Genomic DNA, 24,451 nt, shown 5'->3' on the forward strand with positions numbered 1-24,451 from the left:
GCATCACAATGTATGTAGAATTTCACATACGTTGGGGCCATAGCATGTTGAAGCGTAGAACCTAATAAAAGAGGTTGCCCATCTCGAGGGCGACAATAGACAAAAAGGGGAGCGGGCAAATGAATCGCCTGCTCCCCTTTTTGTTGTCTTGCGAGTATTTACACTCTTTCGATGACCTTATCAACGAGTCCGTAGGTTTGTGCTTCGGCAGCGCTCATGAAGTAGTCACGGTCGGTATCCTGTTCGATGCGGCTCAGCGGCTGACCGGAACGATCAGCTAGAATCTGATTGAGCTTGTCACGCATCTTGAGGATGCGGCGAGCACGAATCTCGATGTCGCTGGCCTGACCTTCGGCTCCGCCAAGCGGCTGGTGAATCATAACTTCGCTGTTAGGCAGCGCGTAACGTTTGCCCTTCGCACCTGCGGTCAGCAGGAAGGCGCCCATGGAAGCGGCCATGCCCACGCAGATCGTGGAGACGTCCGGCTTGATGTACTGCATCGTATCGTAGATGGCCATGCCGGATGTGATGGATCCGCCAGGGCTGTTAATGTAAAGGGAAATGTCCTTCTCCGGATCTTCAGCAGCAAGGAATAGCATTTGCGCGATGATGGAGTTGGCGACTACGTCGTTCACGCCGGAGCCAAGGAAGATAATGCGGTCCTTCAGCAGGCGGGAGTAGATGTCGTACGAGCGTTCCCCTCTGTTGCTTTGCTCAATTACCATAGGCACAAAATTCATTCTTAACCATCCTCCTTAGGCCTTTGCGTAGCTTACGCATCTTAGAAAGCACGAACTGTAGTGTTTGCAAAGCAAACGCTTTGTCGCAAATCACAAGCTTCATCCATACAAGCGTAAAATAAATGGCTATGTAATGGGACACTGTATAAAAGTGTATCCCTATCATAGCGGATTCAAACGAAAAAGTCAAAGATGGTCAAAGTATTTCTTGACCATTATATTTCGATGAACGACACGGCGATTTGATGCAATAGAATCTGTCTTAATCCCGAGGTTGGCTGACTTAAGTCAGTCTATCTATGCGGATCCACTTTAAATGTCCTGAAACAGAAAAAAAAGCTGTTCAGCAATGGCTGGACAGCTTGTTTGTTGTTATTATGGCGCGCCCGCTAGGAATCGAACCTAGATCTCAGGCTCCGGAGGCCTACGTCATATCCATTGGACCACGGGCGCGTATGCAAAAAACAGTAGCAAAAATGATTATATGATATCGGCGTATCGAAAGCAAGAGTCGCTGACAAATTAAATTTGTGTAATTTGTGACATAAACCGCTTTCAAATGTTTTTTCAGACTTGCGGAGGAGATGTAGATTAGTTAAAATAGAGGTGGGACTAAAAATGAACATGTGGGACGAAATGAGTCCAATGGCATATGTTCCATCCTTTATGAGAACAAAGATGGAGTGAAGGTTAAGGATGCGTCAGCTCATTGAACTGCAGCAGCAGCTTGTACCGGAACTTCTAGAAGCGATGAGGACCAGATATCTGATCCTGAGCCGAGTCATGATAGCAGGCACGATTGGCAGGCGGACGCTTGCTGGCGAGCTGTCGATGACGGAGCGGGTACTGAGAGCGGAGACGGACTTTCTCAAGGAGCAAGGCTTGCTGGAGATCCAGACAGCCGGTATGTCGATCAGCGACGAAGGCCGAAGGTTGTTAGAGCGGCTGGAGCCGATGTACAGCTCATTGTTCGGATTGTCTGAGCTCGAGGAGAGGATTAAAGTCCACTTCGGATTATCGCAGGTTGTTGTAGTGCCAGGTGATTCGGAGAACTCGGTGCAGGCGAAGCGGGAACTGGGCAAGGCGGCGGGGCAGGTGCTTCGCGAAGCGCTGAAGCCGGCGGACGTAGTTGCCATCACAGGCGGCACAACGATTGCGCAGGTAGCGAATCAGCTTACGACCTCTACGGCGCTGAAGTCGGTTAGATTCGTTCCGGCAAGGGGCGGGCTTGGCGAGAGTCATGACTATCAGGCCAACACAATTGCTTCCACGATGGCCAAGCGGACAGGTGGTCAGTATCGACTGCTGCACGTGCCGGATCATCTAGGCGAAGAAGCTTTCGCTTCATTAATGCAGGAGCCTAATATCCAGGAGATTGTCGAAGTGATCCGGAGCGCGAGAATCGTCGTGCACGGCATTGGCGATGCGATGGTGATGGCGAGGCGAAGGAAGCTTGAGCAGACGATGGTCGACGAGATTGCTGCGGAAGGCGCGCTGGCGGAAGCGTTCGGGTTTTATTTTGACCGGAGCGGGGCCGTTGTACACAAAATGCAGACAATCGGGTTACGTCTCGACGATATTGTGAAGACTGAAGTTGTTATAGCTGTAGCGGGCGGCAAGAACAAGGGCGAAGCGATTGCGGCGGTCATGCGGTTCGGACACAATGATGTGCTCGTGACGGACGAAGCGGCGGCGCTGGAGATTGCGGACTTGATCGCGCAAGAAGCATAGGCGACATAGAAGGGCATCATGACGCGAAGCGGCGGCAATGATCGACGCGGAACGTCTTGAAATATATTTTGCATTTAAAATGCTTAGGAGGCTAATACTCATGACAGTTAAAGTTGGTATTAACGGATTTGGACGTATTGGACGTTTGGCTTTCCGCCGTATTCAGAACGTGGAAGGTATCGAAGTTGTTGCAATCAACGACTTGACGGACGCAAAAATGCTTGCACACCTTTTGAAATATGACACAACGCAAGGTCGCTTCGACGGCGAAGTTGAAGTGCATGACGGCTTCTTCAAAGTAAACGGCAAAGAAGTTAAAGTTATCGCGAACCGCAACCCTGAAGAGCTTCCTTGGGGCGAGCTGGGCGTAGACATCGTTCTTGAGTGCACAGGCTTCTTCACAACGAAGGAAGCTGCCGAGAAGCACCTTAAAGGCGGCGCTAAACGCGTAGTAATCTCCGCTCCTGCTACAGGCGAGATGAAAACAATCGTATACAACGTGAACCACGATATCCTTGACGGTTCCGAAACAGTAATTTCCGGCGCTTCTTGCACAACGAACTGCCTGGCTCCAATGGCCAAAACATTGCAAGACAAATTCGGCATCGTTCAAGGTCTTATGACGACGATCCACGCTTACACAGGCGACCAAAACACGCTTGACGCTCCGCATCCAAAAGGCGACTTCCGTCGTGCTCGCGCTGCGGCAGAAAACATCATCCCTAACACAACTGGCGCTGCGAAAGCAATCGGCCTGGTTATTCCTGAGCTGCAAGGCAAGCTTGACGGCGCAGCACAACGCGTACCTACACCAACTGGTTCCCTGACTGAGCTTGTTGTTGTTCTTAACGAGAAAGTAACGGCTGAGCAAGTAAACGCGGCGATGAAAGAAGCTTCTGACCCACAAACATTTGGTTACACAGAAGACGAAATCGTTTCTTCCGACGTTATCGGCATTACTTACGGCTCCCTGTTCGATGCAACGCAAACTAAAGTTCTGACAGTTGGCGACCAACAGCTTGTTAAGACGGTAGCTTGGTACGACAACGAAATGTCCTACACAGCTCAATTGATTCGTACGCTTGAGCACTTCGCAAAATTGTCCCAATAATATCGCCTTAACAACGTAAATAGAGCGGGAACTTGTTTCCGCTCTTTATCTATGAGTATGCCATTCTATCTTCTATCACAAGATTTGTTTTCTTACATTTCAACAAAATCGAAGGCGTGGAGGAACATACTATGAACAAAAAAAGCATTCGCGACGTAGCAGAACTAGCAGGTAAACGAGTATTTGTGCGCGTGGACTTCAACGTGCCGCTCGAAGATGGCAAGATCACGGACGACAAACGTATTCGCGAGACACTGCCTACTATTAACTTCCTGATCGAAAAAGGCGCGAAAGTAGTTCTTGCAAGCCACCTTGGCCGCCCTAACGGACAAGTCGTTGAAGAGCTTCGCCACACGGCATCCGCAGCGCGTCTCTCTGAGCTGCTCGGCAAACCGGTTGTGAAGGCTGACGAAGCGATCGGCGAAGCGGTTGAAGCGCAAGTAGCCGCTCTTAACAATGGCGATGTGCTGTTGCTTGAGAACGTTCGTTTCTACCCTGGCGAAGAAAGTAATGATCCAGAACTGGCTGCATCGTTCGCTAAGCTGGCAGACCTGTTCGTGAACGACGCGTTCGGCGCTGCACACCGCGCACACGCATCCACAGAAGGTATCGCACACATTCTGCCGGCTGTATCCGGCCTGCTGATGGAGCGCGAGCTTGAAGTGCTGGGCAAAGCGCTTAACAACCCTGAGCGTCCATTCACGGCAATCGTAGGCGGCTCCAAAGTAAAGGACAAAATCGCGGTTATCGACAAAATGCTCGAAATCGCTGATAACATCATCATCGGCGGCGGCTTGTCCTACACATTCTTCAAAGCGCAAGGTCATGAGATCGGCAAGTCCCTCGTGGACAACAGCAAGCTGGATCTGGCTCTCGAATTCATCGAGAAAGCGAAGAAGCTGGGCAAAAACTTCTACATCCCTGTTGATATCGTTGTAACAGACGACTTTAGCGCCAATGCGAACACACAAATCGTGGACGTAGACGGCATCCCTGCAGAGTGGGAAGGCATCGACATCGGACCGAAAACGCGTGAGCTGTATGCTAACGTGATCAAAGAATCCAAGCTGGTTGTATGGAACGGACCGATGGGCGTATTCGAAATCGAACCATTCTCCCATGGTACGCGCGCGGTAGCGCAAGCAACGGCTGAGACTTCCGCTTATACGGTAATCGGCGGCGGCGACTCCGCTGCGGCAGCCGAGAAATTCGGCTTGGCAGAGCAAATGGACTTCATCTCCACGGGCGGCGGCGCTTCCCTGGAATTCATGGAAGGCAAGGTTCTTCCAGGCGTAGTGGCACTTAACGACAAATAGGGGGTACATGCGATGAGCAGAACACCAATTATTGCAGGCAACTGGAAAATGTTCAAAACGGTTTCCGAAGCAACAACTTTTTTTGCTGAAGTAAAAGGAAAAGCGGAAGTGGCTGGCGTAGAGAGCGTTATCTGCGCTCCATTCACAGCGCTCCCGGCACTTGTGGAAGCAGCGAAAGGCACAAGCATCTCGATCGGCGCGCAAAACATGCATTTCGAAGACAATGGCGCATTCACGGGCGAGATCAGCGGACTTATGCTGAAGGACCTCGGCGTAAAATATGTCATCATCGGACACTCCGAGCGTCGCGCTTACTTTGGCGAATCGGACGAAATTGTCAACAAAAAAACGGTTGCGGCGTTTAAACATGGTTTGACTCCAATCGTATGCGTAGGCGAGAAGCTCGAAGAGCGTGAATCCGGCGCTACAAAAGAAGTATGCAAAGTGCAGACGGAAGGAGCCTTCCAAGGTCTGTCCGCTGAGCAAGCAGCTGAAGTTGTTGTCGCTTACGAGCCAATCTGGGCGATCGGCACAGGCAAGTCCTCGACTTCTGAAGATGCACAAGACGTGATCGGCTACATCCGCAGCGTGATCGCGGGTCTGTACGACGAGACGGTTGCAGCTAAAGTACGTATCCAATACGGCGGCAGCGTGAAACCGAACAATGTTGCAGAATACCTCGGTCAAACGGATATCGACGGCGCACTGGTAGGCGGAGCGAGCCTTGAGCCAGCTTCCTACATCGCGCTGATCGAGGGGGCCAAGTAAGATGGCTTCCCGTACTCCGGTTGCTCTTATTATTTTGGACGGATTCGGTCTTCGCGACGATGTGACGGGCAACGCGGTTGCGCAAGCGAACAAACCGAATTACGACCGTTATTGGTCTCAATATCCGCACACGACGCTTACGGCTTCCGGTGAGGCGGTAGGTTTGCCAGAAGGTCAGATGGGCAACTCCGAAGTGGGTCATCTGAACATCGGCGCCGGTCGTATCGTGTATCAGGATCTGACTCGTATTAGCAAGTCGATCCGCGATGGCGAGTTCTACGATAACGAGACATTGCTTGGCGCGATTAGACATGCTAAGTCCCGCGGCAAGAAGCTTCACTTGTATGGCTTGTTGTCTGATGGCGGCGTGCATAGCCATATCGCGCATCTGTTCGCTTTGCTTGAGCTCGCTAAGAAGGAAGAGCTGGAGGATGTTTACATCCATGCTTTCCTGGACGGCCGCGACGTATCGCCGGACAGCGCCAAAGGTTATGTGGAGCAATTGGTTGCCAAGATCGACGAGATCGGCGTAGGCCGCATCGCGACGGTTCAAGGTCGTTATTATGCGATGGATCGCGACAAACGCTGGGAGCGCACGGAGAAATCCTACCGCGCTATGGTGTATGGTGAAGGTCCGCAATACATTGATCCGCTCAAAGCGGTTGTTGAATCGTATGAGAAATCCGTGTATGACGAATTCGTTATGCCAACGGTCATTACTGGTGCAGACGGCAAACCGGTAGGGCTTGTGGAATCCGAGGATTCCGTCGTGTTCTTCAACTTCCGTCCGGACCGTGCCATTCAGTTGTCGCAGGTCTTCACGAACGAGGACTTCCGCGGCTTTGACCGTGGCGCTAATCATCCTGTAGGCTTGCACTTCGTTTGTCTGACGCTCTTTAGCGAAACGGTTGGCGGCTATGTCGCTTATTCGCCTAAGAACTTGGACAACACATTGGGCGAGGTGCTTGCGCAGAATGGCAAGACGCAGCTGCGTACGGCTGAGACGGAAAAATATCCGCATGTGACGTTCTTCTTCAGCGGCGGCCGCGACAAGGAACTGCCAGGCGAAACTCGCGTGCTGATCAATTCGCCGAAGGTGGCGACGTATGACCTGCAGCCGGAGATGAGCGCTTACGAACTGGCGGCTTCAACGGTTAGCGAGATCGAAGCAGGTAAACACGACGCCATCATCTTGAACTTCGCCAACCCTGATATGGTCGGCCACTCCGGCATGCTGGAGCCGACGATCAAAGCTGTTGAAGCAACGGATGAGTGCCTTGGTCAAGTAGTAGAGGCCGTACTTGCCAAAGGCGGCGTCTGTATCATCACAGCGGACCACGGCAACGCGGATATGGTGTTCGACGAGAATGGCCGTCCGCATACTGCGCATACGACGAATCCGGTTCCGCTGATCGTAACGCGTGCTGGCGCAACCTTGCGCGAGGGTGGCATTCTAGCGGATATTGCTCCTACAGTGCTCGATCTGCTCGGACTTGCTCGTCCGAATGAAATGACTGGCTCGACTTTGATAAGCAAGTAATAGTAAAATAAAGAAATGTGCAAATCATGATGTAAAATCGAAAAGGAGTGTATCTACTATGTCTATTATCGTTGATGTATACGCACGCGAAGTGCTGGACTCCCGCGGGAATCCAACAGTAGAAGTTGAAGTTGCCCTTGAATCCGGCGGCAAAGGACGCGCAATCGTGCCATCCGGCGCATCCACAGGCGCTTATGAAGCTGTTGAGCTTCGTGATGGCGACAAATCCCGTTACCTCGGCAAAGGTGTTACGAAAGCCGTTGATAACGTAAACACAATTATCGCACCAGAAATTATCGGTCTGGACGCGCTTGATCAAGTAGCAATCGACCGCAAAATGATCCAACTGGACGGAACGCCTAACAAAGCGAAGCTTGGCGCAAACGCGATCCTGGCTGTATCCATGGCAGTAGCTCGCGCAGCTGCTGACGCGCTTGACGTTCCTCTCTACACATACCTTGGCGGATTCAACGCTAAGACGCTGCCGGTTCCAATGATGAACATCATCAATGGCGGCGAGCATGCTGACAACAATATCGATGTTCAAGAGTTCATGGTTCTGCCAGTTGGCGCATCTGACTTCAAAGAAGCTCTTCGCATCGGCGCAGAAATCTTCCACAACCTTAAAGCTGTATTGCATGACAAAGGTCTGAACACAGCTGTTGGCGACGAAGGCGGCTTCGCACCGAACCTTGGTTCCAACGAAGAAGCTATCACAACAATCATCTCCGCAATCGAGCGCGCTGGCTACAAGCCTGGCGTGGACGTATTCCTGGGTATGGACGTGGCTTCCACTGAGTTCTTCAAGGACGGCAAATACGTGCTTGCTGGCGAAGGCAAATCCTTCACACCTGCTGAGTTTGTTGACCTGCTTGCTTCGTGGGTGGAGAAATATCCGATCGTTTCGATCGAAGACGGCTGCTCCGAAGACGACTGGGAAGGTTGGAAGCTTCTTACTGAGAAGCTTGGCAACAAAGTGCAGCTCGTTGGCGACGACTTGTTCGTAACGAACACAGAGCGTCTGTCCTCCGGTATCGAGCAAGGCGTGGGCAACTCCATCTTGGTTAAAGTGAACCAAATCGGTACGCTGACTGAAACGTTCGATGCGATCGAAATGGCGAAACGCGCTGGTTACACAGCGGTTATCTCCCACCGTTCGGGCGAAAGCGAAGACAGCACAATTGCTGACATCGCGGTTGCAACTAACGCTGGCCAAATCAAAACAGGCGCTCCTTCCCGTACAGACCGCGTAGCGAAGTACAACCAATTGCTTCGTATCGAAGACCAACTGGGCTCCACAGCTCTATACGGCGGCAAAGCAGCCTTCTACAACCTGAAAAACTTCAAATAAGACGTATGCGGCCAAGCGCCGCATTGTCCTTATGAATAAAGGCTTGCTTATAGGCAGGCACACACAACAACGCCCGTCGGCTTCCTCATAAGAGGAGGTCGGCGGGCGTTTTAATTGTTGTGGTTTGTTGTGGTTTAAATAGCGAGGCTACCAAGCTTGATGGCGGGAACTTATACCAAAACGGCTGTACCGCTAACTGCAACCATGAGCATACCGTCGCGGATTACTTCATAGTCGATGTCGCAGCCAATGATGGCGGTAGCACCGAGGCGATGGGCCTTCTGCGTCATCTCTGCAAACGCCGCATCGCGCGCTTCTTGGAGCTTCGTCTCGTATACGCCGGAACGTCCGCCGACGATGTCGGTAATGGAAGCCATGAAGTCGCGCAGAACATTGGCTCCCATGATGACCTCGCCTGTTACGATTCCTAAATATTGTTTGACCGGGTACCCTTCGACGTTGGAAGTCGTTGTCATAATCATAGGTAGTGCCTCCTTTGGAATGGGATATTGCTTGTTGATGGTGATAATGCTTACTGATAGTACGGCGCTGATTAAACTACGTTTCCTTTTGACGCGTAATGCCTGCAACCTTCCCTGGTCCAAGGAATGTAAGCTTGGAAAGAATCTCGGCCATCCGCTCAGGCGGTTGATCCATACCGTTGTCGAGCCAGTCCTGGATGACGCCGAGATGGGCAGAGCTTACGTATGCGGTCAAATAATCGATGGGGACCAATAGTTCTCTGCCGCTGCTACTGAGAATAGGAATGGAGCGAGCGCGTATCACTTCCCGCAGTCGATTCTGAAAGGAGGGGTCTCCTTTGGGCCCAAGCACGACACGCATGAAGGTTGCATTCTCTTGCAAGTAGACGAAGAGCTTCTGCACGAAAGGAGGCGGGACGACAATGCCGCTGTCCCTGCTGGATAATTTATCATGCAGGATGTTCTGAAATCCTTCTGCAGCCATGAATTCGATGGCCCCGATAATTTCAGCTTCGCTTTGCTCCAGCAGATCATATTTGTCCTTGTAATGAATATAGAAGGTACCGCGGTTAATATCTGCCCGTTCCGTTAAATCTTTGACCGTGATACCGTCGAAGCCTTTCTCCTCCATAAGCGCTGTCAATGCATCCCGAATCGCTCGCTTCGTTCGGAGCACACGCCTGTCCGGCGAACCTGAATCTTGTGTCATGGGTGGACCTCCTCAACAGATAGGGGCAATCTGTTTAGTTTGCGACAGATAAGGGAATGTTGCTTATTGTGTCTGTGTTAAAAATATTATACTCTACATGATGAGCATTATTCAACACAGTGTTTAGTAATGATAGATAAAGGGAGTGTATTCGTATGAAAGTACTCAGCAATAAATTATTGGTGGCTTCGCCGCTGATTGCGATGTTGGTATTATCGATTTTTATGCTTACGTTATATCCGTCGGCCACGATGAAACCGGTCGAGATGCCGGTCGCTATTGTTAACCTGGATGAAGGCGCCAAGCTGCCAGATGGAACGGAGATGAAGCTTGGTGAGACGATGGTCGAGCAAATGAAAGGAGCTTCGGGCGGCTCTGCAGGGGCTGAAGCGTCGCCTGTAAAGTGGGTGGCGTTATCTTCCGAAGAGCTAGCGATGGAGGGGCTGGATAACAGTGATTATTATGCTGCGATGATCATTCCAGCGGATTTCTCCGCGAAGCAGCTATCGTTGCGTTCGGCTGAGCCGATCCAGCCCGAGCTTAAGGTGCTGATTAACCAGGGCAAAAATGCCACGGCTGCCAATATGATCACCCAAATGGTCAATGGTATGGTGGCAACCATGAACGGCACGATTAGCACGGAGCTATTGCAAGGACTCGAGGCCAGCGGAACTATGCTTAAGCCTTCGCAAGCGGCATTGATCGCTATGCCGATCAAAGCACAAATGACGAACGTGAACGAGACGGGAGCAAGCGCTGCGAGAGCTAACGCGCCGATCTCCTTGTTCCAGCCGATATGGATGGCCAGCATCGCGGGGGCTGCAATTGGAGCTATTGCATTTGCCCAATCGGGATCGACGATCAGATCGGTGTCTGGCAGAGTGGTTGGACGTTTGCTTCAAACGGGCATTGGTCTTGTGCTGGCGCTGCTTGCGGGATATCTTGCTGCTTGGCTGGCGGACGGCTTCCTGGATCTCGATGTTCCGAACATCGGCGAGATGGGGCTGTTTATGGCGATCGCGATCTTTGTTTTCTATTTAATGATTTCTGCGGTACTGTCTTGGACGGGGATCAAGGGAATTGTTATGTTTGTGCTTCTATTGTTCTTTGGCGCGCCATTATTATCTATGCCCCCCGAATTTATGAACGGTTTCTATCGGGACTGGGTGCATGTATGGCTGCCAATGAGGTTCCTGGTCGAAGGTTTGCGAGAGCTCTTCTTCTATGGTAACGGTTTGCAATGGACGGGTTCGGTGGCTGCACTCGTGTGGATTGGGTTGGGTAGTCTAGTCGTGTTGCTGCTCTCTGCAATCCGACAGCCTCAAACCTCACATGATTCGTACAAGACGTCATCCGTGCAATAAGCTGGAGGAGATTATGAAGGATCCAGCCCATATTCGTACCTTTATCGAACAGACCGGAATTTCTGAGGTGCATGTGGGCTCAGGTGTACGTATGCAAGGCAGCTATAGAAATGGCGTTGACCCCGACGCAGTCAGGCGTTTGCGCGCCAAGTTGAAGTTCTGATGGCTTGTCCTATTGTAAATCGTGTACAGCTATGGTACAATCGGTTTATGTGTTTTTACGGAGAGGTACGTTGGAGGTGGATGGAATGGATATCGCATTGAAGATCCTGCTCGTTATATTCTCGATCGGCTTGATTGCTGTCGTATTGCTGCAGAAGGGTAAGAGCGCCGGGTTGTCCGGAGCGATTACAGGTGGTGCTGAGCACTTGTTCGGCAAGCAGAAGGCACGCGGCCTGGACTTGTTCCTGCAACGTCTCACTATTGCGTTTGCTGCTGGCTTTTTCATTTTGGCGCTGATCGTTTCTTATTTCGTTAATCAATAACATATGTAAGATGAAGACGGGCGATCGCTCGTCTTTTTTTGCATTGCTGCGACAACGGGGTCCGGTTATGATGAGGGTGATCAATGCGTTCGCAGCGCATGTACGGGACGAAGGTTAAACGGTAGCATCGATGAAGTGGCTCCATTCATAAGGGGCTGCTTTTTTTTGATCTTGGCATGAAATGCGCCCCGCCGACAGTGGACGACTTAGCTGTGCCTCCTCGTGCGACGAACAGCTATCGATGGGGCATTGGGCCTATTTTTGCAGGCGACGATTGACAAAAATTGATAAAGTCATTATGATTATATCAAATAGAAGTTATGAAGGATGTGAATGGAATGATCGCGTTAAACGGTGTGGCGCTAACGTTCAAGACATTCCCGAACGGGGAGACGCTGGTAGATGGCGAGGCGATCAAGCGGTTAGCGGCGGTAAGCAACCGACTCGACTTCAAATACGAGAATGACGGAGACCTGATCAAGCTGATGTTTGTCAAACGTCACCTGGATGAGCTTCGCCACACAGCTTCGCTTATCGTTCGTTACATGCCGTATAGCCGGATGGACAGGGTGGAAGGTGATTCCGTCTTCACGCTTAAGCATACGGCGGCCTTCTTGAATGGTCTCGGCTTCGAAGAAGTAACGATTATCGAGCCGCACTCCGACGTGACGCCGGCCTTAGTGGATCGAAGCAGGGCGGAGTACCCGACAATGGGCTTGCTTGCGAAAGTACTAGAGGAAACAAAGTTCGACGCCAGTCGAGACTATCTGTTTTTCCCCGATGCAGGCGCTCAGAAGCGTTACAGCAAGGTCAACGGATATAAGCAGCTAGTCGGCTTCAAATCAAGAGATTTCGCTACAGGAGAGATTCGGAGCTTGGAGATTGTTGGATCGATTGATGCGGGCACGAAGGGCTTCAAGGCGATAATCGTCGACGATCTCTGCTCGTATGGAGGCACATTCCTTCGCAGCGCGGAGCGTCTAAGAGCAGCAGGAGCGACCGAGGTGTATCTGGTGGTGGGACATTGCGAGAACGCGATCTTTAAGGGGGAGCTGTTAAGCAGCGGACTGGTTGATCAAGTATTTACGACGGATACGATATTGGATACGCAACAAGCAACGGAACAGCTTCACATTACCCCAATCGGAGGGAACGACAAATGACAACGAATCCATTTATATACCCGGCAACGCTGCTATGCGATTTCTACAAGGTGAGCCACAAGAATCAGTATCCTAAAGGAACGGAGATTGTCTACTCGACATGGACGGCAAGAACAAGCCGCGTCAAGGATGTGGAGCATGTCATTGCGTTCGGCTTCCAGTCGTTTGTGAAGGAGTATCTGATGACCTATTTCGACAAGCATTTCTTCAGTAGGCCAAAGGCGGAGGTGGTGGAGGAGTATAAGCGGGTTATCCATTATGCTCTTGGGGTTGCGGAGCCGGATGCGGAACATATCAGTGAGCTGCATGAGCTTGGTTACTTGCCGATTCGTGTCAAAGCTGTGAAGGAAGGCACACTCGTGCCAATCAAAGTGCCTATGCTGACGATCGAAAATACGAATCCTGCGTTCTTCTGGTTGACCAATTATTTGGAGACGCTAATGTCGTGCCAGCTGTGGCTGCCGGCCAACAGTGCGACGCTTGCTTTCGAGTACCGTCAAATTCTAGAGGAATATGCTCGTCGCACGAACGGGGATACGTCGTTTGTACCGTTCCAGGGCCATGACTTCTCGATGCGCGGGATGGGATCGCTGGAAGCCGCGATGAGCAGCGGCGCAGGTCATCTCTTATCGTTCACAGGCACAGACACCATTCCTGCAATTCTGTACCTGGAGAACCACTACGGCGCAAATATGGAGAACGAGCTGGTCGGCACCTCGATTCCGGCGACGGAGCATAGCGTCATGTGCGCTCATGGCCGCGATGAGATGGCTTCGTACCGTTACCTGATCAAGGAGGTATATCCGGAGGGCTTCGTATCGATCGTATCGGATACTTGGGATCTTTGGAGCGTTATTGATGTGGTAATACGCGGACTGAAAGAGGATATTATGAGCCGTGACGGCAAAGTGGTCATTCGACCGGACAGCGGGGATCCCGTGCTTATTTTATGCGGCGATCCGGATGCGGAGGATGTGTTCGAACGCAAAGGAGTCATTGAACTGCTGTGGGAGATCTTTGGCGGTACCGTGACGGAGAAGGGCTTCAAGCAGTTGGACAGCCACATCGGTGCGATCTACGGAGATGCCATCACGATCGACCGCTGCAGAGAAATTTGCGAGAAGCTGGCGGACAAAGGGTTCGCATCGACCAATATGGTATACGGCATTGGCTCGTTCACTTACCAATACAATACACGCGACACATTCGGGTTCGCATTAAAATCGACATTTACGGTGGTGAATGGGGAGGAAAGGCTTATTTTTAAAGATCCCAAAACAGACAGCAACAAAATGAAGAAGTCGCAAACGGGGCTTGTGCGCGTTGTGGAGAACGATGGCGTCATAACCTATGTGGATAACTTAAGCCGCGTGCAATACGAGACGTTCGAGCAAGAGGATCTGCTGGAGGACGTATTCGTGGACGGCAAACTCGTGCGGGAGCATACGTTAGGCGAGATCCGGGGCAGATTGCTTGACCGACTTCAATAGGCGTACTGGCAAAATATTCTGAGCAGAAGGATGCGAGCCTCCTATTTCGTGTATACTACTTGGTATATGATTTTCTATCAACCGGCCGTAGAAGCGGATAGCCCAATGCTAGTCCGGCGAGGTGCGGCGGTTCATGAGGAGAAGGACCATCCATGGTGGAGCGCGAGCAGGAACTGCTTGATTTTATGAGAGAGACGGCTTATAAGCCGATGACGTACCAGGAGCTGGAGGCACACTTCGGTATCGTTGGAGCGGCGGAATTCAAGGAATTCCTGAAGCTTCTTAATAAGCTGGAGGAAGAGGGCAAAGTGCTCCGTACGCGCAACGAGCGGTACGGGGTGCCGGAGCGGATGAATCTGCTTCGCGGCAAGCTGCAGGCACATGCCAAGGGCTTTGCCTTCTTGATCCCGGATGAGAAGGATCATCCGGATGTATACATTCACGCCAATGACCTGAAGAGCGCCATGAACGGCGATATCGTGCTTGTTCGCATTACGGCGAAGAGCGAGGGCGGCGGAAGAATGGAAGGTGAGGTTGCACGGATCGTGCAGCGCGCCATCACACAGGTCGTGGGTACGTTCGAGAACCACGAGATGTACGGGTTCGTCATTCCGGACGACAAACGGATTAATCGGGATATCTTTATCGCCAAGGGCGAATTCAAGGGGGCGGTCACTGGGCAGAAGGTTGTCGTGCGTATCGTCTCGTATCCCGAAGGAAGATCGGCAGCCGAAGGTGAGATCGTGGAGATCCTGGGTCACAAAAACGATCCGGGCGTCGACATTCTGTCGGTCATCCGCAAACATCAGCTGCCGGAAGGATTTCCGGACGATGTTATGGCTGAAGCCGAAGCAGCTCCGGAGACGATCACGGAGGATGAAATCCGTGAGCAAGGGCGCAGAGATTTGCGTGAAGAGGTTATCGTAACGATTGACGGCGAAGATGCCAAGGATCTCGATGATGCTGTGCATGTAAAGGTATTGGAGAACGGCAACTATTTGCTTGGCGTGCATATAGCCGATGTCGGCTATTACGTGCGCGAGAAGTCTGAGCTGGATCAGGAGGCCTATCGCCGGGGCACAAGCGTCTATCTTGTGGATCGTGTTATTCCGATGCTGCCGCACAGACTGTCTAACGGGATATGCTCGCTCAACCCTCAAGTGGATCGTCTGACGTTGACTTGCCAAATGGAATTTGACTCGAAGACGCTTAAGCGCGTGGGTCATGAGGTGTTCACAAGCGTGATCCGCACGACGGAGCGGATGACCTATACGAACGTACGGCGTATTCTGCAGGCGACACCGGAGGAGCCTGAGACTGAGCTCAAGGAACGATATGAAGGACTGCTCGGTATGTTCGAATTAATGGAGAAGCTGGCGATGGGTCTGCGCTCCAAACGGATGAAGCGGGGAGCGATCGACTTCGATTTCGTCGAGTCTAAGGTAATCGTCGACGAAAGCGGCAAAGCGGTCGATATCGTCAAGCGCGAACGCTCCGTTGCAGAGCAGATCATCGAGGAGTTTATGCTCATGGCAAACGAGACGGTGTCGGAGCACTTCCACTGGCTGCGCGTGCCGTTCCTGTACCGGATTCATGAGGATCCCGATCAAGAAAAACTGTTGACGTTTATGCAGTTCGCGGCAAACTTCGGTTATGTGGTGAAGGGCAAAGGCAATTCCGTGCATCCGCGAGCGTTGCAGTCTCTGCTTGCGGAGATTCAGGGCACAAAGGAAGCGACCGTCATCTCAACAATGATGCTTCGCTCCATGAAGCAGGCCAAATACGATTCGCAGAGCCTGGGACACTTCGGCCTAGCTGCCGAGTTCTACTCCCACTTCACATCACCGATTCGTCGATATCCTGACCTCGTGATTCACCGGATCATTCGCGAAGTGCTTGATGGTGGCGGAGCACTCACGGAAGCTCGTCACGAAGCCTTGACGGCGCGTATGCCGGATATTGCTCAGCATTCGTCTGAACGGGAGCGGGTAGCGGTAGACGCGGAACGAGACACGGATAAGCTGAAGAAATGTGAGTTTATGCTGGATAAAGTCGGTGAAGAATTCGACGGCATCATCAGCAGCGTAACAAGCTTTGGCATGTTCATCGAGCTAGAGAACACGGTTGAAGGGTTAATCCGATTGAGCGATATGCATGACGACTATTACCACTTCCACGAGCTTCATATGGTGCTCATTGGCGAACGTACCTCCAAGGTATACCGGATTGGCGACGAAGTGAAGATCCGCGTATCGCGTGTCGACATGGAGGAGTTTAATATCGACTTCGAGATGGTCGATATGAAGCCGCGTAGCCAGTACAAAGGTGTAGCGGACGCCGGCTTTGGAGCCGGCAACGGCGGACGCGGCAAACGCGGCGGCTATGGCAAGCGTGCCGATGATGGTCGCGGCGGCAGAAGCGCGGATGGACGCGGAGGCGGTCAGGGCAGCCGAAGCGGCGATGCGCGGGGAGGCCAGGGCGGCCGCGGTGCGGCAGGCGGCAACGGCGGACGTAGCGGCGATGCGGGCAAAGGCGGAAGAGGTCAGGCGGGCCGTGGAGGTCAAGGTGGAGGCCGAGGTCGCGATTCAGCGTCCAGTGGTAATGCTGGAGGTAGATCATCAGCCCCAGCTGGCAGAGACCGGAGAGGGCAAGGTGGTCGCGGCGGAGCAGGAAACAGGGGCTCACAAGGCGGAAAAGGCCGGGGTCATGGTCAGGCTCAAGGCGGTAATCCGTGGGTTATCGGTGGAGGAACGTTTGATGCGGATAACCGATGGGTTGAGTATCGCGAAGGCGAATCGAGCGTTGGCGGCGACGGTGCGAGCAGAGAAGCTGCCCTTGAAGCAAGCAGTTCGGACAGAGGCACTCGCGAGCATAATGGTGCTCAGCCAAGCCTGGAACGAGGACAGTCTGGAGCAAGCGATCATGCAAGAGGAAAGAAGCGTACAGACATGTGGGGGCTTCCGCTGCCTGCATCGGAGGCATTGCCAGAACGACGCAGCGGGCGTGATGATGGAGGAGATGGCGGTCACGGCAGCGACGATGACGGCTTCTTCTACAGCAACAGCCGTCGTCGCGGCGGCGGTGGCGGTCGTGGCAAGCCCGGCGGCGGCAAAGGTCGAGGCAATGGCGGCAGAGGACCAGGCCCAGGAGGCGGAGGTAACGGCGGCGGTGGCGGCGGTGGCGGCGGACGCAGGAAAAACGCAACGACGAGCGGCGTTTTCAATGGAAGCAGCAACGCAGAGGCAACGAAATCTGCTGCGGAATCCTCAACTACAGCAGCCTCTGTGGAAGGCGGAGAACCTAAGAAAAAGCGGAAGCGGAAAAGCGGCGGCAACGCTACAGCCGCATTTGTACGCAAAAATCGTAAATAATTAGGATATAAATTGTCCCCAATCTGGCAATACTTAAACGGTAACGCTTCGGGAAAGACTTGGTGCCCTCACTGAAGGGCGGAAAGCTGGTATGACCGAAGCGTACCGTCAACTGGACGATTTGGGAAAATATATTTAGGCTTGTCGCTTGCTTTTTGGCGGCGGGTATTATAAACTAAAGGCAATCGAATCGATGATATGAACCTGAATTCACATATTGAAAAGGGTGTCATTAGAGTCATGAAACCCTTTCCAATGTGTGAATTTTTTGTTTAATAACGAAACAGGCGCATATTAATACACTTTTTGGAGGTAATTCCACATGCAACAAGGTACAGTTAAATGGTTCAACGCTGAGAAAGGTTTCGGCTTCATCGAAGTTGAAGGCGGCAACGATGTATTCGTACACTTCTCCGCAATCGTAGGCGAAGGCTTCAAAACTCTTGAAGAAGGCCAACGCGTAGAATTCAACGTAGTTGAAGGCAACCGCGGTCCTCAAGCTGAGAACGTAGTTAAGCTGTAATAGCTTAATTCCGAATAGACCGTCCTTAACCATTGGTTAGGGGCGGTCTTTCTTGTTCGAATGGGTAGAGAATCGTTTAAGCCAAACGCTACAGCCGCATATCCTTGATTTCCCTATATAAAGTTGTTACAATGAGAAACACCGGCAAGCCAATGGCCGGGATACGCTGACGGAAGACGAGGTGAATGGCATGGGCACTAAGAAGAGTGACGGCAAGGTGCTTGCCCAGAACAAGAAAGCATCCCATGACTACTTCATCGAGGAAACGTTCGAAGCGGGCATGGTGCTGATGGGAACAGAAATCAAATCGCTTCGTAATGGCAGAGCGAATATCGGTGACGCTTTCGCCACGATCCGCGATGGAGAGATGTTCATCCACAACATGCATATCAGTCCGTTCGAGCAAGGCAATATGCACAATCCAAGCGATCCCACAAGAGCCAGAAAGCTGCTGCTGCACAAGGAGCAGATTCACAAGCTGCTCGGTCTGGTCAAACGCGACGGATACGCCATCGTGCCGCTTAAGATTTACGTACGCAATGGCTACGCTAAGCTGCTAATTGGACTCGGCAAAGGTAAGAAGCAATTCGACAAACGCGACACCGCAGCCAAACGAGACGCACAACGTGACATACAGCGTGCGCTTCGCGAGAAGCAGAAGGTGGCACGTTAAGTTAAGTTAAGTTAAGTTATTGCGATATCGACACACTTGTTCAAACATTGGATGAGTTGCCATGGTTGCTTCGTCCAACCTTGCCAGTAACAATCCTGAGCTTTTTGTTTGGACGCGTGGTATACTAAGTTTGTAGCAACGAGCAATACTTCGCAGCAACGAGCAACACTTAGCAAGATTGCAACATCAGATGAATTGACTTGCGTAGTCATCTCATCGTTAATCCTGGAGTTCCTGAGGATGCGCTAGTCGTTGGATGTCAAGATGGCTTGTTATTGATGCAAGCGATTGACATGGTGACGGTTATGCCAAATTCGGGGGCGTTTATGGATTCGACGGGGATTGGACGAGCGCGTGCCAGCGGGTAGCAGGGAGTCGTCTGCTTCATCAACGCTAAAGCCAATTAAATGGCAAACAACAAACAAACTACGCTGTAGCAGCTTAATAACCTGCTCTCGTGCTCTCGCTCTGTATCGCCCATGTACCGGGATGAGGGCCCAACTTTAGTGGGATACGCTGTCACATCTCCGCCTGGGGTGTGCTGAAGAAGACAATCAGGCTGACCTATGAGGAACCGTGTTGCAGGGGGTCTTCGTAGGTGACATCAAAACTGCAGCTACACCCGTAGAAAGCCGTGTGGCGTGATCTTCGGACAGGGGTTCAAATCCCCTCGCCTCCACCAAACCTATCAGAGGAGACACCGTGTCAGGTGTCTTTTTTGTTGTTTAGGAAATTATGCATCAGTTAAAATTGTGGATAAGTATGTCGAAATAATTGGGGGGATGAACATGGAGAAGCGAGAGACATGGAAGAAACGAGGGATTGTTAAGCGGATTCTAAAGGATCACTTCCATGGCTTTTGGGAGCTTCAAGCATGGATTCTATGTCAACGCAGAACAACGAATGAAGGATGCTCGCGGAGCGGCCAAGTATATTGGACGTTATTTGGCCCGGCCGGCGATTGCAGAATATCGGATCATCAAGTACGACTATAACAAGGTGCACGACTGGTATGAGGACCACCAGACAGGGAAAAGAGTGGATGTGGTAGCCCCTGTCATGAAATTTATCTATGATCTGGTTCAACACATCCCACCCAAGCATTTCCGAATGGTGGGTCGGTATGGCCTATACAGCAGAAGCAAGAATAAAGCGTCGCAAAAGATCATTAACTTATGGCGGTACATGGTTCATAAACAAATTGAAATGACGTTCCCGCCAAAGGAACAGAGAAGAAAGACGTACCGGGAGCGGATGCTGGAGACTTATGAACGGGATCCGATTGCCTGTCCCTGTTGCAAAAAAACGATGTTGCTTGTGGTTATTTGGCATGCAGATTATGGACGAATTCATTATTACGATGAGGAAAGTGAACGAGCATATAAAAAGAAATGGGGTGTGCGGGCCAATGAACGAAAGGAAAGGCAAGGAACAGGATAGCGAAAAGGTAGAATCGGTTGAATTATTTTCCTTTGATGATGATGATGAGGTCTTCATTGATTATGTTTGCGTAGATTGTGGGTGTATAGATCCAGTCCCTGACTTCATTGTAGGAGAATGCTCATATGGATTGGAACCAGGAGAGAGCCCGGTGTTTTTTTGTCCAGAATGTAATGGAGACTTGGTAAGAAAGAAAAAGCCGGCGGAAGAATAACCGTCGGCTAGCACGCTAAGTCACCGTAGGTGATTTTGTTCTTTGTTCTGAATACACGGTACACGGTAGTTCCAAATGCTTGATTTACTCGTAAATTGTTGTGGTTGCCGTTTTAGTGGTTATCATCATTATCATGGGGTTTATCTACATCGAAATCAGATGGATTCAGCATTCAAGGAGTCAAACTGGGCGATTCGTACGATAAGATTGAGAAAAAGCTGGCATACGATACGATAGCAGTGATCTGTATGACACGACCGTCGTGAAGAGTATGGAGGTCAGATCATTAGGGGATCGATACAGTGATCGCTGGAACTCGATGCGTCCATTGGAATTCCAACCTGAGTCCTAGCAATAAGAGAGAGGCGCCCGATGAGGCGCTTTTCTTCTGCCTAAAAGCAGGGAAATAGTCGCATATCGTCGAAGTGTATCGAATGAAAATTTTGTTCGAAAGCGGAAGAATTGGAAGTGATACATTCTTATATCTCACTGACAGGGAGTGAGCTGATTATGAAGCACATTCACATTTATTGGAGCGGACCTTACAGTCTGGAAGAGCTTTCGGAACTTCAGGACAATACGAGAGATTACGGAATTTATCAAATATACGGACAACCTGTATACGGTTCAAGTGTCTTATTATACATAGGTAAAGCAGAGCGACAAACATTTGGAACTCGCATATCCCAAGAGAATTGGTTTACGAACAGAAATGCAGGAGATTTAAATGTCAATTTGGGGCGATTGGCTGGTAATCGACAACCCAGTTATAATATATGTTTATGCCAGAAGTGTCTGGGCGGCGTTGGGCCTCCAAATTTCAAAGCGAACTACTGAACGAATATAAATACCAGATTGAATAAGCAGAGGTGCTCGGATGGTTTATTTGCTTGCAGGCTTGTTCTTAATCCTATTCATTATTTCCAAGTCGCCAAAATTGAAAGGTATGATTGGCGAATTTTCTATTCGAGCAAAGCTGAAACGGCTTAATCCCAATGAATATACGGTGTTACATGATATCATGATCAAGCAATCTGACGGTAAGACGGCACAGATTGATCATCTAGTTGTTTCTAGATATGGAGTCTTTGTAATAGAAACTAAAAATTATACTGGCTGGATTGTGGGGAACGAGAAATCGGAGTATTGGACGCAAGTTATTTACAAGCGTAAAGAGAAGTTGTATAACCCGATTAGACAAAATTATGGCCACATCAAGGCTTTGGAAAATGTGCTGGAGGACGATTCGATTCCCTTCATTTCAATCATCGCTTTCAGTACGCGAGCGAATTTGAAGCTTGAACAGATGAGTACGGAAGTTGTTTATTCGACCCAACTGGTATCCACGATTAACAAGTACAAGGTTGAACTGCTTGCAGATGAACACAAGAGAAACATATTAAAAGTTCTATCTTCCAAGCTGATTAAGGGCAACAAAGAGAGAAAACAGCATGTTAAGGACATTAAAGGGAAGCTTCGTACAGACAGGGCTATGACTGACAGTGGTATTTGTCCAAGGTGTGGGAATCGACTTATGAAACGGAATGGAAAAAATGGTTCTTTTTTGGGGTGCAATAGCTATCCGAGATGCAGATTCACCAGCAAGGCATAAACATTTTGATTGTGAGGGGTTTTATGGACAGCTTATGCAGCGGGCTTCATCATTTAGCTTGGCAATTACCCAGGTACAATTTCACTTTCGATAAAAAGCTAATTCCTCAAAACGGAATCTACCTCCTATTCGAAAAAGGAGAGCAAGGTCATGGTGGTGATCGCATTGTTCGAATTGGGACACATACTGGTGTGAATCAACTTCGTTCACGGCTCATGCAGCATTTCACGAATGAGAAGAAAGACAGGAGTATTTTTCGCAAAAATATCGGAAGATGCCTCTTGCACCGAGCGAATGACCCTTATCTTGATGTATGGGAGCTCGATGCCACCTCCTCAATAAATAAACGTAATCATAGCCACCTCATTTTGCCAGACTATCAGAAAGCAATTGAGCAGCAGGTTAGCAGCTATATGCGGGAGAGTTTCTCTTTCACAGTGCTAGAAGTTCCGTACAAGGAAGATCGGCTTTATTTTGAATCTAGAATTGTTTCTACTGTGTCTTCATGTAAGGAGTGCTCATGCTCCCAATCATGGCTAGGATTGTCGTCTCCAAAAACTAAGATTAGAGAGAGTGGGCTTTGGCAAGTTAACGAACTCTATAAGTCAGGTTTGTCAGTGGAAAATTTTAAAAGGTTGGTGGAGATTACATAATGGATAAACGTTTGTGTATCATCCCTTGTGGTTCAGCAAAAATATGGGATAAGCAACCAACTGCGGGGCCTCAGAAAGCTAAGGATGTATATACAGGGGTATTCGCAGGGACATGTCGAAGATATGCTGAGGCATTTTTTGACCACTGGGTTATTTTGTCCGCGAAGCATGGATTTCTATTTCCTGAAGAAATTATTGGGGAAAGCTATAATGTATCATTTGTGAAGCCATCTAGTGGAGTAATAGGTCTAGATCAATTAAAAGAGCAGGCTAGAACAAAGGGACTCCTTGAATTCAAGGAAATAACGGTTTTGAGTGGAAAGCATTATATAGATCGTGCCGCGAGGGTGTTTGAGAAGGAAAGCTCATTAACATTTCCTCTTAGCGATTGTAAGGGATTGGGATTCATGCTGCAAAAGCTTACGAATGCGCTTGGCAGTAATGTTACAATTTCAACAAATGAGAAGAAAAACGTAATAGATAAAGCAAATGATTCAGAAATGGCGATAGGTAAATATGCGTCATTGTACCATTTCATTTTTAGCCAAGCATCGCGCTTGTGATGCTTGACTGGCTTGAGTCCGTTATTAAATGCTACGAGGTTTACTATGAAAAGTTTTTTTGGAGAAAACTATTCATTATCCAGTGATCATGAATTAAGTTTTTGTATTGGCGCTTAAACGTCATTACATTTGACAATATAAGCCTAGACCTGCGAAAGTTGAGTGTATAGTGAGAAAATCGCCGTGATTTATGTGAGCGGCAACAAAAAAGCTGTTTCATAAAAATCAATAATCCGATAATTCTAGCTCGATAGGTAATGCTTCCCCCTCCCTGTCATATACTTTGAGTTTCTTAACTATGCCATCGCTCTGATACTCTAGATAACCTTGGGTATTTTCTTCGATTAATTTTAGAGTTGGAAACGGTTCAGTTATAATGTATTCATTCTTAACTTTTTTATAATGAACGACAAGCAGTAATTCGGTGCCCCAATAACCGTGTACGATTAAATGATTTGGCCGCAGATTAATTTCATTAATTCTCTTTGAACGAGTAATAAATTGTAATGATAGTACATTCATAAAGTGTTTTGCATATCCATCGACAGGAGCATCCGCATTACCTTCTAAATAAATATCCATTTTCTTTGCTACAAGTTCTGGTACTAACTTTATATTTAGTAACATTGTTTTATTATGATCGGTGTACTCAATAAAGGGGTTTGATAGATCTAAGACTTTAGGTTGTGAAAGTTCAAAGGTTTGATAATACGATCGTATGATTGAATCAGTAGGTTCTTTATATAATTCAATTCTTTGGTTGACGGTTGGAATAGCCACAGTAAGCAGGAACGGGATTAGTAATAGTAGGGATAAAAGTCTTTCAATAGACAACCATTTTCTAGTCATAAAAAACATAATGATAGATAAAGGCAAGCCGAACCACGGCATAATGGAAAAAAGTGAAAAACCTACTATTAACATTAGACCTGAGAAGACGTTTTGAGAAAATATATAGGATGCAAACCATATTACTAATCCAACAAATAAAATAATTAGACTTGCACGTCTATAATCCATTTGAGAGCCTCCAATTGAATATACATCAACTTCTTTTTTATCGACATTTTCTAATATTATATTAACTTGATGTATAGTGAGCTGCATCATGAGTCTCAACGCGAAAACTGTTTCTTCCATATACCATGTCCT

21 protein-coding genes, 1 tRNA gene, 1 other RNA gene and 1 pseudogene are annotated in these 24,451 nt (G+C 49.5%); 19 read left to right on the plus strand and 5 right to left on the minus strand.

Annotated elements, in window-relative coordinates; translation table 11 throughout:
- Positions 1–158: 158 nt before the first annotated feature.
- Both clpP and ACX1C1_RS09485 read right to left on the minus strand, forming a co-directional pair.
- Positions 159–740: an ATP-dependent Clp endopeptidase proteolytic subunit ClpP gene (gene clpP, locus ACX1C1_RS09480; protein WP_458956837.1), complete on the minus strand. Its 582-nt coding sequence runs from the start codon at positions 738–740 to the stop codon at positions 159–161.
- A 378-nt stretch (positions 741–1,118) separates the two neighbouring features.
- Positions 1,119–1,193 (minus strand) — tRNA-Arg (locus ACX1C1_RS09485).
- Between the two features lie 243 nt (positions 1,194–1,436).
- Between ACX1C1_RS09485 and ACX1C1_RS09490 the strand changes: the two genes are divergently transcribed.
- The 6 genes from ACX1C1_RS09490 to eno all read left to right on the plus strand — a co-directional run bounded on the left by ACX1C1_RS09490 (position 1,437) and on the right by eno (position 8,557).
- Positions 1,437–2,471 carry a sugar-binding transcriptional regulator gene (locus tag ACX1C1_RS09490; protein ID WP_458956838.1) on the plus strand — a complete coding sequence of 345 codons (1,035 nt, stop codon included), beginning with the start codon at positions 1,437–1,439 and terminating at the stop codon, positions 2,469–2,471.
- 100 nt (positions 2,472–2,571) lie between these two features.
- Positions 2,572–3,582 (plus strand): type I glyceraldehyde-3-phosphate dehydrogenase, encoded by a 1,011-nt coding sequence (gap, locus tag ACX1C1_RS09495; RefSeq protein ID WP_458956839.1) that lies wholly within the window; start codon positions 2,572–2,574, stop codon positions 3,580–3,582.
- Between the two features lie 131 nt (positions 3,583–3,713).
- A complete protein-coding gene (locus tag ACX1C1_RS09500) occupies positions 3,714–4,898 on the plus strand; it encodes a phosphoglycerate kinase (RefSeq protein ID WP_458956840.1) in 1,185 nt (394 codons plus the stop codon).
- Between the two features lie 12 nt (positions 4,899–4,910).
- The gene (tpiA, locus tag ACX1C1_RS09505; protein WP_458956841.1) at positions 4,911–5,666 is read left to right on the plus strand and encodes a triose-phosphate isomerase; all 756 of its coding nucleotides are present in this window, start codon (positions 4,911–4,913) and stop codon (positions 5,664–5,666) included.
- Position 5,667: 1 nt separating this feature from the next.
- The gene (gene gpmI, locus ACX1C1_RS09510) at positions 5,668–7,206 is read left to right on the plus strand and encodes a 2,3-bisphosphoglycerate-independent phosphoglycerate mutase (protein ID WP_458956842.1); all 1,539 of its coding nucleotides are present in this window, start codon (positions 5,668–5,670) and stop codon (positions 7,204–7,206) included.
- A gap of 58 nt (positions 7,207–7,264) precedes the next feature.
- Entirely contained in the window at positions 7,265–8,557 is a 1,293-nt protein-coding gene (gene eno / locus ACX1C1_RS09515) for a phosphopyruvate hydratase (RefSeq protein ID WP_458956843.1), read from the plus strand.
- Positions 8,558–8,727: 170 nt separating this feature from the next.
- Here the strand turns inward: eno and ACX1C1_RS09520 are convergent, their stop codons facing one another.
- Both ACX1C1_RS09520 and ACX1C1_RS09525 read right to left on the minus strand, forming a co-directional pair.
- Positions 8,728–9,039 (minus strand): YbjQ family protein, encoded by a 312-nt coding sequence (locus ACX1C1_RS09520; protein ID WP_458956844.1) that lies wholly within the window; start codon positions 9,037–9,039, stop codon positions 8,728–8,730.
- Positions 9,040–9,115: 76 nt separating this feature from the next.
- Complete coding sequence (locus ACX1C1_RS09525; RefSeq protein WP_458956845.1) at positions 9,116–9,748, minus strand: TetR/AcrR family transcriptional regulator; 633 nt, start codon at positions 9,746–9,748, stop codon at positions 9,116–9,118.
- Between the two features lie 155 nt (positions 9,749–9,903).
- On the opposite strand from ACX1C1_RS09525, the gene ACX1C1_RS09530 reads away from it, so the two are divergent.
- The 13 genes and pseudogenes from ACX1C1_RS09530 to ACX1C1_RS09590 form a co-directional block, all read left to right on the plus strand.
- Positions 9,904–11,112, plus strand: coding sequence for a YhgE/Pip domain-containing protein (locus ACX1C1_RS09530; protein ID WP_458956846.1), 1,209 nt, complete (start codon positions 9,904–9,906; stop codon positions 11,110–11,112).
- 13 nt (positions 11,113–11,125) lie between these two features.
- On the plus strand, positions 11,126–11,275 hold the full coding sequence (locus tag ACX1C1_RS09535) for a hypothetical protein (RefSeq protein ID WP_458956847.1): 150 nt from the start codon (positions 11,126–11,128) through the stop codon (positions 11,273–11,275).
- Positions 11,276–11,360: 85 nt separating this feature from the next.
- The gene (gene secG / locus ACX1C1_RS09540; RefSeq protein ID WP_458956848.1) at positions 11,361–11,597 is read left to right on the plus strand and encodes a preprotein translocase subunit SecG; all 237 of its coding nucleotides are present in this window, start codon (positions 11,361–11,363) and stop codon (positions 11,595–11,597) included.
- Positions 11,598–11,935: 338 nt separating this feature from the next.
- Positions 11,936–12,760 carry a ribose-phosphate pyrophosphokinase gene (locus tag ACX1C1_RS09545; RefSeq protein WP_458956849.1) on the plus strand — a complete coding sequence of 275 codons (825 nt, stop codon included), beginning with the start codon at positions 11,936–11,938 and terminating at the stop codon, positions 12,758–12,760.
- Entirely contained in the window at positions 12,757–14,250 is a 1,494-nt protein-coding gene (locus ACX1C1_RS09550) for a nicotinate phosphoribosyltransferase (protein WP_458956850.1), read from the plus strand. Before ACX1C1_RS09545 ends, ACX1C1_RS09550 begins: the two co-directional genes overlap by 4 nt.
- A gap of 155 nt (positions 14,251–14,405) precedes the next feature.
- Positions 14,406–17,621 carry a ribonuclease R gene (rnr, locus tag ACX1C1_RS09555; RefSeq protein ID WP_458957644.1) on the plus strand — a complete coding sequence of 1,072 codons (3,216 nt, stop codon included), beginning with the start codon at positions 14,406–14,408 and terminating at the stop codon, positions 17,619–17,621.
- Between the two features lie 322 nt (positions 17,622–17,943).
- Positions 17,944–18,144 carry a cold-shock protein gene (locus tag ACX1C1_RS09560; protein WP_068678946.1) on the plus strand — a complete coding sequence of 67 codons (201 nt, stop codon included), beginning with the start codon at positions 17,944–17,946 and terminating at the stop codon, positions 18,142–18,144.
- A 190-nt stretch (positions 18,145–18,334) separates the two neighbouring features.
- On the plus strand, positions 18,335–18,817 hold the full coding sequence (smpB, locus tag ACX1C1_RS09565; RefSeq protein WP_458956851.1) for an SsrA-binding protein SmpB: 483 nt from the start codon (positions 18,335–18,337) through the stop codon (positions 18,815–18,817).
- A 316-nt stretch (positions 18,818–19,133) separates the two neighbouring features.
- Positions 19,134–19,499, plus strand: a transfer-messenger RNA (tmRNA) gene (gene ssrA, locus ACX1C1_RS09570).
- A 170-nt stretch (positions 19,500–19,669) separates the two neighbouring features.
- A complete protein-coding gene (locus ACX1C1_RS09575; protein WP_458956852.1) occupies positions 19,670–20,257 on the plus strand; it encodes a transposase in 588 nt (195 codons plus the stop codon).
- Positions 20,226–20,471, plus strand: a complete 246-nt coding sequence (locus ACX1C1_RS09580; RefSeq protein ID WP_458956853.1) for a hypothetical protein — start codon at positions 20,226–20,228, stop codon at positions 20,469–20,471. Before ACX1C1_RS09575 ends, ACX1C1_RS09580 begins: the two co-directional genes overlap by 32 nt.
- Positions 20,472–21,348: 877 nt before the next feature.
- Positions 21,349–22,083, plus strand: a complete 735-nt coding sequence (locus ACX1C1_RS09585; protein ID WP_458956854.1) for an NERD domain-containing protein — start codon at positions 21,349–21,351, stop codon at positions 22,081–22,083.
- A 652-nt stretch (positions 22,084–22,735) separates the two neighbouring features.
- Positions 22,736–23,173 (plus strand): annotated as a pseudogene (locus ACX1C1_RS09590) (DUF6884 domain-containing protein); the annotation flags it as partial.
- Between the two features lie 351 nt (positions 23,174–23,524).
- Here the strand turns inward: ACX1C1_RS09590 and ACX1C1_RS09595 are convergent.
- Positions 23,525–24,439 (minus strand): hypothetical protein, encoded by a 915-nt coding sequence (locus ACX1C1_RS09595; protein WP_458956855.1) that lies wholly within the window; start codon positions 24,437–24,439, stop codon positions 23,525–23,527.
- Between the last annotated feature and the right edge of the window lie 12 nt (positions 24,440–24,451).

The sequence above is a fragment of the Paenibacillus sp. strain BS8-2 genome (assembly GCF_054483835.1).

Excerpts from the sequence above, each read along its gene's own strand:
- clpP (WP_458956837.1), bottom strand. The coding sequence starts at position 740 with ATGAATTTTGTGCCTATGGTAATTGAGCAAAGCAACAGAGGGGAACGC.
- ACX1C1_RS09490 (WP_458956838.1), top strand. The coding sequence starts at position 1,437 with ATGCGTCAGCTCATTGAACTGCAGCAGCAGCTTGTACCGGAACTTCTA.
- gap (WP_458956839.1), top strand. The coding sequence starts at position 2,572 with ATGACAGTTAAAGTTGGTATTAACGGATTTGGACGTATTGGACGTTTG.
- ACX1C1_RS09500 (WP_458956840.1), top strand. The coding sequence starts at position 3,714 with ATGAACAAAAAAAGCATTCGCGACGTAGCAGAACTAGCAGGTAAACGA.
- tpiA (WP_458956841.1), top strand. The coding sequence starts at position 4,911 with ATGAGCAGAACACCAATTATTGCAGGCAACTGGAAAATGTTCAAAACG.
- gpmI (WP_458956842.1), top strand. The coding sequence starts at position 5,668 with ATGGCTTCCCGTACTCCGGTTGCTCTTATTATTTTGGACGGATTCGGT.
- eno (WP_458956843.1), top strand. The coding sequence starts at position 7,265 with ATGTCTATTATCGTTGATGTATACGCACGCGAAGTGCTGGACTCCCGC.
- ACX1C1_RS09520 (WP_458956844.1), bottom strand. The coding sequence starts at position 9,039 with ATGATTATGACAACGACTTCCAACGTCGAAGGGTACCCGGTCAAACAA.
- ACX1C1_RS09525 (WP_458956845.1), bottom strand. The coding sequence starts at position 9,748 with ATGACACAAGATTCAGGTTCGCCGGACAGGCGTGTGCTCCGAACGAAG.
- ACX1C1_RS09530 (WP_458956846.1), top strand. The coding sequence starts at position 9,904 with ATGAAAGTACTCAGCAATAAATTATTGGTGGCTTCGCCGCTGATTGCG.
- ACX1C1_RS09535 (WP_458956847.1), top strand. The coding sequence starts at position 11,126 with ATGAAGGATCCAGCCCATATTCGTACCTTTATCGAACAGACCGGAATT.
- secG (WP_458956848.1), top strand. The coding sequence starts at position 11,361 with ATGGATATCGCATTGAAGATCCTGCTCGTTATATTCTCGATCGGCTTG.
- ACX1C1_RS09545 (WP_458956849.1), top strand. The coding sequence starts at position 11,936 with ATGATCGCGTTAAACGGTGTGGCGCTAACGTTCAAGACATTCCCGAAC.
- ACX1C1_RS09550 (WP_458956850.1), top strand. The coding sequence starts at position 12,757 with ATGACAACGAATCCATTTATATACCCGGCAACGCTGCTATGCGATTTC.
- ACX1C1_RS09560 (WP_068678946.1), top strand. The coding sequence starts at position 17,944 with ATGCAACAAGGTACAGTTAAATGGTTCAACGCTGAGAAAGGTTTCGGC.
- smpB (WP_458956851.1), top strand. The coding sequence starts at position 18,335 with ATGGGCACTAAGAAGAGTGACGGCAAGGTGCTTGCCCAGAACAAGAAA.
- ACX1C1_RS09575 (WP_458956852.1), top strand. The coding sequence starts at position 19,670 with ATGGCTTTTGGGAGCTTCAAGCATGGATTCTATGTCAACGCAGAACAA.
- ACX1C1_RS09580 (WP_458956853.1), top strand. The coding sequence starts at position 20,226 with ATGAACGAAAGGAAAGGCAAGGAACAGGATAGCGAAAAGGTAGAATCG.
- ACX1C1_RS09585 (WP_458956854.1), top strand. The coding sequence starts at position 21,349 with ATGGTTTATTTGCTTGCAGGCTTGTTCTTAATCCTATTCATTATTTCC.
- ACX1C1_RS09595 (WP_458956855.1), bottom strand. The coding sequence starts at position 24,439 with ATGGAAGAAACAGTTTTCGCGTTGAGACTCATGATGCAGCTCACTATA.